This window comes from Vibrio sp. 2-2(8), from assembly GCF_963888495.1.
Classification (GTDB): domain Bacteria; phylum Pseudomonadota; class Gammaproteobacteria; order Enterobacterales; family Vibrionaceae; genus Vibrio; species Vibrio anguillarum.
The window spans coordinates 237365-249087 of record NZ_CAWPJM010000053.1 but is presented as its reverse complement, the minus strand read 5'-3'; the positions used below and the strand labels follow the sequence as shown (position 1 = coordinate 249087).

At 47.1% G+C, this 11723-nt stretch carries 7 protein-coding genes and 1 pseudogene; 6 read left to right on the top strand and 2 right to left on the bottom strand.

Annotated features, from left to right (window positions below; all coding sequences use genetic code 11):
* Window positions 1-127 precede the first annotated feature (127 nt).
* The 6 genes and pseudogenes from AACV12_RS16480 to AACV12_RS16455 all read left to right on the top strand — a co-directional run.
* A pseudogene (locus tag AACV12_RS16480) lies at window positions 128-1408 on the top strand (prolyl oligopeptidase family serine peptidase); the annotation flags it as partial.
* The gene (locus AACV12_RS16475) at window positions 1409-3550 is read left to right on the top strand and encodes a TonB-dependent hemoglobin/transferrin/lactoferrin family receptor (RefSeq protein ID WP_170900974.1); all 2142 of its coding nucleotides are present in this window, start codon (window positions 1409-1411) and stop codon (window positions 3548-3550) included. It begins immediately after the preceding pseudogene.
* A gap of 9 nt (window positions 3551-3559) precedes the next feature.
* Complete coding sequence (locus AACV12_RS16470; RefSeq protein WP_170900970.1) at window positions 3560-5836, top strand: proprotein convertase P-domain-containing protein; 2277 nt, start codon at window positions 3560-3562, stop codon at window positions 5834-5836.
* A gap of 2 nt (window positions 5837-5838) precedes the next feature.
* On the top strand, window positions 5839-6222 hold the full coding sequence (locus AACV12_RS16465; protein WP_249371378.1) for a hypothetical protein: 384 nt from the start codon (window positions 5839-5841) through the stop codon (window positions 6220-6222).
* Window positions 6219-7298: an Lcl domain-containing protein gene (locus AACV12_RS16460; RefSeq protein ID WP_339377088.1), complete on the top strand. Its 1080-nt coding sequence runs from the start codon at window positions 6219-6221 to the stop codon at window positions 7296-7298. Before AACV12_RS16465 ends, AACV12_RS16460 begins: the two co-directional genes overlap by 4 nt.
* Window positions 7295-7852, top strand: coding sequence for an Lcl C-terminal domain-containing protein (locus tag AACV12_RS16455; protein WP_170900968.1), 558 nt, complete (start codon window positions 7295-7297; stop codon window positions 7850-7852). Before AACV12_RS16460 ends, AACV12_RS16455 begins: the two co-directional genes overlap by 4 nt.
* Before the next feature lie 190 nt (window positions 7853-8042).
* Here the strand turns inward: AACV12_RS16455 and AACV12_RS16450 are convergent, their stop codons facing one another.
* Together AACV12_RS16450 and AACV12_RS16445 are read right to left on the bottom strand one after the other, a co-directional pair.
* Window positions 8043-10379 carry a VolA/Pla-1 family phospholipase gene (locus tag AACV12_RS16450; RefSeq protein ID WP_170900965.1) on the bottom strand — a complete coding sequence of 779 codons (2337 nt, stop codon included), beginning with the start codon at window positions 10377-10379 and terminating at the stop codon, window positions 8043-8045.
* A 15-nt stretch (window positions 10380-10394) separates the two neighbouring features.
* Window positions 10395-11630 carry an outer membrane protein transport protein gene (locus AACV12_RS16445; RefSeq protein ID WP_170900962.1) on the bottom strand — a complete coding sequence of 412 codons (1236 nt, stop codon included), beginning with the start codon at window positions 11628-11630 and terminating at the stop codon, window positions 10395-10397.
* Window positions 11631-11723: the final 93 nt, after the last annotated feature.

Here is an 11723-nt window from a genome sequence, read left to right as displayed (position 1 = left end):
TACCTTTCGTTCTCAGTGAGGTGCGTGTATTTCATGTTTTTTACTTCTTGGCGGGAGCAAAGTTCATGATTATCGCATCTCACTGTTTTTATGTTCAGAGGCGTCGCACTTCGTACTTGAATCCAAGGAGACTAACAGCTCTCACTTAAGCCTTCCGCTTCGTGCCGCACAGCCGGGTATTGAATACTACGCAGACGTTGCTAATGGTTGGCTCTACATCAATAGTAACCTCAACGGCAAGTTTGCACTCTACCGTCGATTACTGAGCATGAATGAAAACCCTTGGCAGCTTTTTTATGCGCCAGATGATCATTCCACGCTGGATAATTTCTATTTATATCAAGCTGGCGTTGTGGTTAAAACCAACCAAGCACAGCATTCTCAACTGGCCATTATGGATCAGCATGGAAAGTTGAGAGCATCACAGCCTTTGGCAACAGAAAGTGAGGTCGCTTGGGTCTCTCGTAACGGTGATTGGCAAAGCAATAAACTGCGGGTGCGTTCAATGTCGATGGTTTCTGCAGGAGTTTGGCGTGAGTTTGATGTGGCAAGCTTACAATGGAAGCTACTGGGTCAAGACCACTATCCTGCTTATTTACCGGAACAGTATGAGTCACAACAGATTGTGGTGGATGTTGATGGCGTGGCTATTCCTGTCACTTTGGCGTACCGAAAAGACACCTTGAGCGCACAGTCCAGCGTCTTTCTTTATGGCTACGGCGCGTATGGCGTCGCGATGCGTCCGTACTTTATGCCACAAGTGATCAGTTTATTGGATCAAGGCGTAATTTATGCGATTGCTCATGTGCGCGGTGGTGGTTATCACGGTGAATCATGGCACCGCGCTGGGTCTGGCATTCTGAAAAAAATAGGCATCTCAGATTTCCTGAACGTCGCCTCTTCATTGCAGCATTTTAATAACGGCCAACGCGCTATTTATGCGATTGGCGGCAGCGCTGGTGGAACTTTAGTTGCGGCCGCGGTTAATCAAAACCCAGCACTTTTTGCTGGAGTGGTGCTGCAAGTGCCTTTTGTGGATGTGCTTAGAAGCATGTCCACAGAAGACTCCTCTTCACTCTCGGTGCTGCAGCGAGAAGAGTGGGGAGATCCTAGCCAGCCATTGCAACGCTCAGCAATTGAAGCTTATGACCCACTACTCAATATTCAAGCCAAACCTTATCCGCCAACCCTCGTCCGTGTCGGGTGGTTTGATAACCGTGTCCCTTATTGGGAAGGCGCGAAATACATAGAAAAAATGTCGCTGATGAGCACGGGTAGCGGGCCTTACTTGTTATGGACGGACTTCAATAGCGGGCACAGTAGCGATTCACGTAAGGCACTACAGCAACAGGCCGTGGAATACGCCTTTCTTCTTACCATAGATAAAAACAAAAAAGCGGAGCAGTAAATGAAGCTTTCTCCAATCACCGCAGCGGTGCTTAGCGTGCTTGCGGTAGGGTCAGTGCATGCCGAATTCAGCCTAACCAAGCTTGAAGAAGTGGTGGTGAGTGCCAATAAAGTAGAACAGCCGCTGTCAAAAGTCGCCGGCTCAATATCAGCGATTGACGGTGAAACCATTGAAAAACAAGGCGCGACAGAACTGTATGATGTATTGAGTCATGAACCCGGAATCAGTGTTACGGGTGGCGCTGGTCGGCCACAAAACATCACGATTCGAGGGATGACGGGCAACCGCATTGCGATCATTCAAGATGGCGTCGCCGCATCGGACGGCTATGGTGCCAATGACATTAACGATAAGGTAGGCCGCAATACTTTCGCCTTAGACAACATAAAAAGCATTGAGGTTGTGAAAGGGGCAGGGTCTACCATTCATGGTTCGGGCGCGATCGGCGGCGTTGTGGTTGTCACCACAAAATCGCCGGCGGATTATTTGCAAGGACGTGATTTCTATATTGATGCCTCTGGCTCTTACACAGGCATCAGCAATCAATATAAGAGCAGTAGCACGCTAGCGGTGCGCAATGGAAATGGTGAAAGCTTGGTGACCATTTCATATTGGCAAGGCGAAGAGACTCGCAACTTTAACCAAGATCTCTATAACCGAGATATTGAAGGATTCAGTGCATCGTTAGCTCACGATCACATGGTCAATGATTCGCTGTTACTCAGTGCAAAATTTAACGCCTATAAAGATGAAAACATCCGCAAAGAAGGCATTGCTTCCATTCAACGCGATGACAAATGGGAAAGCAAAGAATTTTTTGAACAGGAACAGCACCAAACCTTATCGGCATCATTGGGGGTGCAATTAGATACCCTTTCTTTCTGGGCAGACCATGTGGACGCCAAGCTTTACTGGCGTGATAGTCAAAGTGATACTCAAACCAATCGCTTATTGACCAAAGAACATGCCTTTTTCGACACCCTTGAATTTCGTCGTGAGAGACGCGATGAAAGTTTTTCTGATCAGTTGATAGGGCTATCGGTTGATTTAGAAAAAGCAGCACGAGTCCACAACATCGAACACCAATTTATTTACGGTGCAGTGCTTAATACCAATCGTTATGAACGCCCTCGTCACGTGGATACCAAGGATTCCAATGGGGAAACCTACGAAAATATTATTCCGTTTGCACCGGCGAAGGCCTATGGTTTGGGCGTCTATTTGCAAGATAGATTCAGCCTTAACCAGTGGACATTTAGCGCTGGTTTACGTTTTGATTTGAATAACCTTACTCCTCAGTCAGAGCAACCTATTGCTGGTTTTGCTGTTAGTGAAATTCAAACCAGTGAATGGTCACCGAGCGCATCCGTAGCTTACCAGTGGACGCCATCATTCAACAGTTACCTCAGTTACAACCACGGCTACCGCGCTCCGACCTATGACAAAGCCTACGGTGCGGCAGACCACAGCTTTGTTCCACTGACGCCGTTTTTTATCGCGCCGAACATGAATTTACAGGCTGAAACCAGTGATAGTTTTGAGTTGGGTTCAAAATACGATAATGGCCAATCTCAAGCTTATGTCGCGGTTTTTTACTCTCTCTTTGACAATTTCATGGACACCAAAGACGTGGGATTTGATAGCGATAGAGGCGCTTGGATCAAGCAGTACCAAAATATTAATGGCGTTGAAACGTATGGCGTGGAGTTCATCTTCGCCCATCAACTGAATCAACAATGGTCAACCACGTTCAAAGCGGGTTATGTGGATGGCAAAGATGATCAAGATGAATACGTTCGTACCATCACGCCGTGGGAAGGAAATGGACAACTAAATTACCAGCAGCAAGATTGGGATGCCTACGCACGTTGGAACTGGGCGAGTTCGATGGACCGAGCACCAGCATGCTCTGATGATATAGGCCGTAAAGCGCAATGCGCGCAAACGTCGGCATGGTCTACGGTCGATCTTGGCGTGAGTTATCAAGTGATGCGTGACCTTGATGTGAGTCTCAACATCATGAACCTATTCGACCGTGAATACGTTCGTTATCAAGACGTCGCGGGTGTAAGTCAAAGTCAAACTCTCTATTCCACTGAGCCCGGGCGTTACTTTACCGCTACGGCTAAATACGTGTTTTAGGAGCTAGAGATGAAAAAAATTATCGTTCTGAGCACCTTGCTATGCTTGAGCCATTCCGCCTTTGCGGGGGAGTGGGACTATCCACTGGCGAAAACGACCATTGCAACGAAAGAGTCGGCTGAGCTGTATTTGAGCTCGCTTTATCCTGATGTTGGGACACTGAAGTTTCGTTATCAAACCGAGAGTTTACTGGGAAATCATTACAACTTTGATGTATGGCAGAACGGCCAATACCAACCGCAAAAAGCGTTAGTGCTCTCGACCGATCAGTCCGGCGTAGTGACGCGCGTGTTCAAAAGTTTGCACAATACAGTCGAGCGAGATGGCGTTGCATTAGTAGCGGCAGAGCTCGAATCGCCCCGCCGATTGGTGGTGAATGAACCGCCTTTGCTCTCATCGGGAGATGTGCAGAGCATCAATGTGCGACTTTTTGACCCCGATTTAAGAACCATGGATCAATTGCCTGCGCCAGATTCGGCGTGGAATGACCTTGCTGATTACCCAAACCAGCCGCACTACCAAAGTGCGAATGTCGAGATGTTGCAAAGTGCAGGTAAATATTACTTAGCCAATGAACGAGTACGACAAGTTGATGCCACCGCCATACAGCAACAAGATGATGCCAAGCAGTGGGTTGATAGCGGTGTTGGCTTACTTAGCGCTGAAGACGTGGCGCAATGGAACTCAGATGCTGAAATTCTCTCCATGGAGATGCTTGATGATCGCTTTGTACAGCTGATGGCTTTTTACCATCTTGATCAATCGATTGATTATACCAAACAGCTCGGTTTTTCCCTGTTTAGTGAGCCCGTGAGGTTTGATGCGAGAGGTTTATCTAGCAACAACTCTTCTTATTATGTTGGCCCGAAAGCGGTGTTGTTTGGTGTTGGGGGCTCGCCCGATGCATTAGATGCCGACGTGGTTACCCATGAACTTGGGCATGGAATTCATTATCAAATCGTTCCCGATTGGGCTTATGGACATTCGGGCGCGATTGGTGAAGGCTTTGGTGACTATTGGGCGGGTTCGCACAGTTTTCGCCGCCAGTATACACAAGGAAAAGCGTTCGAAATTGACACCGTGTTTAATTGGGATGGCTATTTTGGTTCTCGTATTTCGACACGCAGTTTGTGGAATCAGCGGGCAAAATATTTTGCATCCGCAGAGTATCGAGCGCATGAAAGTGTAGCAGGTGAGTTGGGTGATGAATTGTGGTCTACCCCTTTATTTCAAGCGCTGAAACAGGCCGTGAATGAGTACGGTCAAGAAGCGTTTGCTGAATTTGACCGTATTGTTCTTGAATCAATGTACGGCTTAGGTCGTGGTCTAAAAATGCATGATTTGAGTGAAAGCATGCTGTATACCGCCAAACAGCTGTACCCGCATCGCGCTTATGATGCGATGCTATTACAGCAATTTAAGCAACATAACTTAGTCCAAGAACCCTTCAAATTCCTGTTGGAACGTCGATTTGTGGTGCCAACGGATCCGCTGAACGTGCACATTCAGGCCACGGATCGCCAAGCAAGTTTACAAACGGTAGCCACTTTGCAAGGTGAAACCGTTACTTTCGCTAGCGAAAAATTCCAGCAGCAGCAATGGAGCATCGCGCTGCCAACCACCTACACCTGCGGCGTCAAACAGACTCTACTATTTGAATCGAGTTATCAATATCAACCGTACCTTGCGATGCAATCTGACAAGCAAACTTTATCGTTTATCGTGGGTAAGCCACAGCTTGCAACGCCGCCAGTAGCGATAAATTCAGTATTGAAAGACGCCAGTATTGACAGTACAGACACGGTTACGTCCGGATTTAAGAGCTATGGATTGACGCTCGATGCTGGCAATGTATTGATTGATGAAGATTTTGTGGTTCGCCTGCAGTTATCCCACCCAGAACTACAAGAGCTGCGCGTTACCTTAATTTCACCCGCAGGGACACGCGTCGAATTACTCAACCAAGCACCATCGGCCATCAATGGTTTTGATGACTATTGGGTGCTGGCACATGATGCCATATTGGGCTCTTTACAAGGCGAAGCCCTAAGCGGCTACTGGCGTTTGGAAGTAGTTGACTACAACCCGGGAAATTCCGGCACCTTGATTGAATGGGGGGTAGGTCGCCTAGCGGGCTATCAATGCCCTCAACCTGTGACCAACGCACTTTCACCTGAAACAGGTGGCGGTTCGACTTCACTGCTCTTATTACTTCCTCTCGCGGCATTCGCTATAAGACGACGTAATTTGTTGGCTATTTTTTCACTTAAACTGAAGAACACATAACTATGCACTTAAGACTTTCAACACTTTCGCTGGCACTTTTACTGGCTGGTTGTGGTGGCGGTGGAAGTGGAGATGTAGCTAATACATCTTTACCCAGCCATAAAATTAGCGGGCAAATTCAAGCGCAAAACGTCGCACTTGATGCCACTGTCTGCATTGATTCTAACCAAAACTTTGCCTGTGATGTGGGCGAAATCAGCACGCAAGCCGATAGCCAAGGGCGCTACACCCTCACGAGTGACAGCACTCAAATCTACCGTTTTCCTATTGTGGCTGACGTTTCTACTGGCATTAGTGTCATGACGAGAAGTCGCCAAACCAGCCAATCATCGATCCTGATTGCGCCGGCGCTGGGCAAAAGCAGTGGCAACATCCTCACGGTGTGAGTTCTATTTTTGCCGGCATTATGCTGGATGGAAATACGGAGAAAGAAGCGAATCGCTTGCTTGCCGAGCAGCTTTTGCAATTAGGTGTTGAAGTGAATGGTGATATTTCACAAAACTTTAGCCACACAGCATTGGCAATATTGGATGCTAATGCTGTCGTGTTGCTCCAAAAAGCGAAAGCAAGTGAACGAATTGATTTGCTGGCAACGCTTGGGCAAACCATGGCAAAAAACACACCACTGATTGCCTCTGAGATCGTTTCTGGCGAAAAGATGACCGAATATGCTAATACATTGATGGCGCAAGTATCGGAAGAGCGACCTCTGCAAGACACGGGCATTATTCAGTTCTATTCCGATCAAGGCGCACAAGCGCAGGCTGATGCTGATTATCCCGGTCAAGATGCTGAATATGGCCTAGATATTACCGCCAAAAATGACGTGACGGGTAAGAGCTTTGCGTTCATCAAATTAGATGCGGCTGGCAATGAACTTGAGGCAGAAGCGAGCGATTGGTCATGCGTTAAAGATGTTTACAGTGGACTTATTTGGGAAGTGAAGTCAGAAGATGCGGCGTCTTTGAACTATAAAGAACGGTTGTTTGCATTAGAAATTGCCGACAAGTTTATCCCTTTTGCAAAAGATGTGACGGCTGCTTCCTGTCAGGCGGCAGGTGATGCTATTTGCACTACGCAAGATTACATCAATCGTATCAATCAAGATAAATTGTGTGGGTTACAAACGTGGCGTTTACCGACCAACAGCGAGCAATACATGATGCTCGATTTAGGCGAAGTGGGTGACGATGCGGTTGGTTTCAACCAGCACTATTTCCCGCATCAGCCGCAGAACACCGAATTTTTTGATGGGCATACGTGGACTTCTGGCATTGCTTATCTCAATACCTCTCAATTTCAAAGCGATGGTTCGATGCAATATTTTTACACGGCGCTGTCTGGCGCAACCAAAGGGGAACGTAGCCCGATTGAACTCTACTCCAGCAGCACGGCGGCGGACAATGACCCGTCTTATGTCCTTCCGATTCGAGTTGTTGCAACCAAGGAGAACAACCAATGAAATCTCATTTAATCGCGGCTTCTTGCTTGATCTTTTCTGCTGTCGGCGTCGCCCAAGAGTGTTCTCCTGATATGACGAAAAGCGCACCCAACACGCGCTATGTCTACAGCGAGCAGGGGACGATCAAAGATAAGCTCACTGGCTTAACGTGGATGCGTTGCCAAGTTGGTAAAACATGGAGCGCCGCTACGGAGCAGTGTGATGGCGAAGCGACCGGGTTTCGTTGGCAAAGTGCTTTGCAAGAAGTGGCGGCTATCAACCATCCTCAAAGCCGACATGCATTGCACCAATTTGCCAGCCAAGCCGAATGGCGATTGCCGAATATTAAAGAGTTAGTGTCATTGACTGAAATGGCGTGTTTTGGCCCAGCAATGAATAGCAGAGCATTTGCCCAAGGCTTTAAGTATGAGACAGGCAATATCTTGTCGTATTTATGGAGCCAATCACCCCATTTAGCGAGTGGCCAGGTGTGGTCTTTTGATTCCGTCAATGGCGAAATTTACCACTACGCACCGAATTTTGAATTTGGTGTTTTGCTGGTGGCTGAAGAATAAGTGTTATGAAATGACGCTACTTACGCTGTCAGGGAAACGATCAGTCATGTCATGTCGGCATGACGATCTCGGTTTCACTTCAGTAGCACCTAAGATTTGATCCATAGTTGTTGAGCTAGGGCAGATAGAGAATTCAAACAGCTTCCAAATAAGGAAGCTGTTTGAATAAGTAAACAGCCTGTTTACTCGGTTAGTTCAAGAAAATAGCCAGTTGTGATAGCGCTCCAGCGCGAAGCACACCATCGGCCGTATCTTGTGGTGCGAGAAAGGTTGTGTGTGTACCACTGTCCATTTTCACGAAGACCTTAGAGGTGTCAGTGATTACATCAGAGGGTACTGCGTTGGCTAATCCCAATAGTGTTGCTAGGGGTTCGGTGCCCGCACGTGTATTTGTGACATTGTTAGGCACACTCTCGTCTCCCGCCACTTGCAGTAAATAAGTAGGGATTGTCGCGGTTCCACCACTGATTAGGTAACTTGCGTTTGTGTATGGATCCATAGTATCGAGCAAGGTTTGAGTCGCGTAGGTAAATTGATCCAACTGACTTTGCAGTGCCGCTTTGTCTGAGGCAGAGGCTGTGTTTTCAAACGTGGTGTAGCAAACTTTCTCTGTTAACCCTGGACAGTATTGGTCGGCGAATGCTTTGTATTTGGGGCTCGCACTTAAGGCGAGATTATGTTTAATGAGTGGGCCATAGTTTGCTGAACCCATTAACAAGTTACCGATTTGACCACCTGAGTTTGCAATGGCCATTCCAGAGAATTTATACAGCGTATCACCACTAGCATCACCGATAGTGCGGTTCGCGTTCGCGACAGCGCTTAAGCCGACGATTCCTCCCAATGAGTGGCCAAGGAATTTTGGTGGTGTCGTCTTGGTATCGTCTGCGTTTGCTAATTGAGAACCAACAAACAACCCTGCATTTTGTGAGTAAGTAATGGCCGCACGCAGCCCCATGATATCTAAGATACTCTGACGCGTGTTGTCACGAGCGACGGCCAAGTTGTTCAAATTGAGGTACGCTAGAATATCGGCATTAGCTGAGCGCTGTGCATCTAAACTGCGAGCACCATGCAGTGGCTGATCAATGGCAATCACGGCGATACCGGCATTGGCTAAATGTGCTGCTGTGAAGTACGCATCTTCTTTAACAGAAGTTATACCGTGTTGGTAAATCACGATCGGCCAGTTTGTTCCCGCGTTAGGAGTAAACAGTAAGAAATCAACGTCTTCTAACGATTTCACCTTAGGTACAGGGCTATAGCGTGTAATGATGCGCTGAGGATCGAGTGGGCTGCCATCAGACTTTGTGAGGGTCAATCCCACTAGCTTAAGCTGTTCACTTGGGCTGGTTGCTAGTTGAGTCACGTCGATATTGTTAGCAATGAGCTGATTGGCGATGGTGGCTTTTTCATTGTCATCTGCCAAAGCATTTTTAATCAAGGCCAAGCTTGGCATTGCTGATTCAAACGGCTGTGAGTTCCAGTTGCTTCCTTTCTCTAAATAATAAGGGAGCTTAACCGTTCCAGTCGTGACATTAACGTGATAACTGCTGGTTGTGTATTCATTTTCAATAAACGCTTTAGCGGTTGTTTTTTCTGCGCCAATGTAAGTTTGAAAATTTGCATCGTTATTAAGTGCGGTTACAAAATCGGTTGTAGCACCAAAGCTCATGGTGTAAGCGGCGCTCAAATTAAGGTTGTTTGGGTTCGCACCTTGCTTCCAAATGTTGCCAATATCTGTCGTTGCAAGGCCTGCGGCGGTGGCGCCTTTCACACTGTAAAGTGTCTGACCAACAGATTGAGTACTAAACCAAGTTGAATAAATAATCTTGGTTTGATCCACCCCTGCCAAAGCGAAAATGCTTTCCACGCCTTGGGTCACTTTTTGTAATGCTCCTAGCTTATCATCGGTATAGATTTTCACTTTGGACTTCAACGCGGCGTAGCTGCTGGATGTGCCTGCAATATTGCCATTTACATCGGTAATCTCATCTGTCACGGCTAAAATATATTCACTGGCAGGGTTGAGCGCTTTGTTTGGCACGATCGCAATTTTATCGCTGCTGGCACTGGCGATGGCAGCAAAGTCGGTGTTCAATGTCAGCACCTTTTTAACCGTTGGGCTGCCAATCATACTGTCGGTCAGTTCAATTAAATAAATACCGTTAGAGATAAGACCGTCAGCCAATCCTGCGCCTTCAAAGTCTAAAAACAGTGGCATTGATGTTGACCAACCATCCATGGTACCCATAGCGGCGACTGGATTGGTTAAGGCGTCATCACCCTTGGTTGGAATTTCTAACGTGCCGTCTTTGGCATTCATGAGTGCAAAAGAGGGCAGTGGTACGTTTGCGTTTGCGCCACTGAGCGTGAACTTTATGCTGGTGTCGCGTGTTAACGCGTCTTGAATGTAGGATTCGTAAGTGGGTGTTGTGCTTGCTCCCGAACTGCTCGTTTCATCACCACAACCGACTAACCATAACGCAGAGCAGAGCAGCGATATTTTGAATGTTGTTTTAAGCATGACTTATCCCTGAGTTTAGTTGAATGTGTAGTTAAGTTGAATAGCGCTAAGGTAAGCAGTCCCTTGCGATTCAAACGTCAATGTTTCATTGAGTTTGTTGGTTTCGGTAAACGTGCCGCTTTTACTTTTCACCAGTGCAAAACCCGCATCAATGGATATCGAGTCGCTGATCACGTAGCTCACGCCTGCTGAATACCAATAACGGTCGCTATCTGGAATACTCAATGTGGCTTCGCCCGCTTGTTCATCAAAAGCAAAACCGGCGCGTAGTGTCCAAGTCGAGTTTAATTGATAAGTTGAACCCAATGACCAACGGCCACTGTCTTCATACTTTTCAGATTTATAAAAACACTCTCCGTTGGTACATTGTGATGACGTTGCTTTTAACTCTTTGAATGAACTCCAGTCGGTACGTTGGTACCCGTAATGCAACGCCACGCTATCAGTGAGTTGGTGAAATGCGGAAACTTCCCACATCGCAGGTAGCGTGATTTTTAAACGTCCTTCAACAACAGCGTTTGTTGCAACACCTGAGCTATAGCTTGAAAACTCACCATCATCAAAATCCAGATCAACAGCAGAGCGGTAAGCAAAACCGACACGGTGGTTTTGGTTGAACTCATATAAGCTACCTATGTTCCAGCCCAAAGCTATGGTTTCGCCAGTCATTCCGACTAGGTTGTCAGAGGCAGAGCCGCCAGTAAATACGGCTAAAGCACCTTTATGTCGTGTCAGTTTTGCTTCGGCATAGACGAGGTTAATACCCGCAGCGAGACTAAGCTGTTCGTTAACACGGTAGGCAATATTCGGGTTTAAATTGACAGAAAGAAGAGAAGTATCGCCTGCAAGATCGCCTGCATAAATATCATTAGGGTAGTCTGTAGCTACGCCGTAAGTAGTGAATATTCCCATCCCCCAAGCCCATTTTTCATTGATTGGACTGACGTAGTAAGCCGCGGGAACGACTTGCAGTGGCGCAACATCGTTCATTTTCTGTTGGTTTTTCACATCATATACATCAACCTCTGGGTCAACGATGGACAGTGCACCAGAAAACTGCGTCGTATCAAACCGTGTCATGGCTGCGGGGTTGTGAGCAATCACACTCGCGTTATCGGCCACCGCTCCTTCACCAGAGAAAGCACGTCCTAGCCCTGAGGCTGAATGCTCTGCCACTTGGAAGCCTGCAGAGTGAACATTAAACGCTGTCAATATTGATAGCGCGAGTAGCGTGCGGGGTTTGATGATCATTCTCGACCTCCTAAGGCCTTGTTATGGTAGTGGCATTGCAATGCGAGATGTTAATTTTGTGTTGCTGATATGTCAAAGGAAATGATGTCTTTA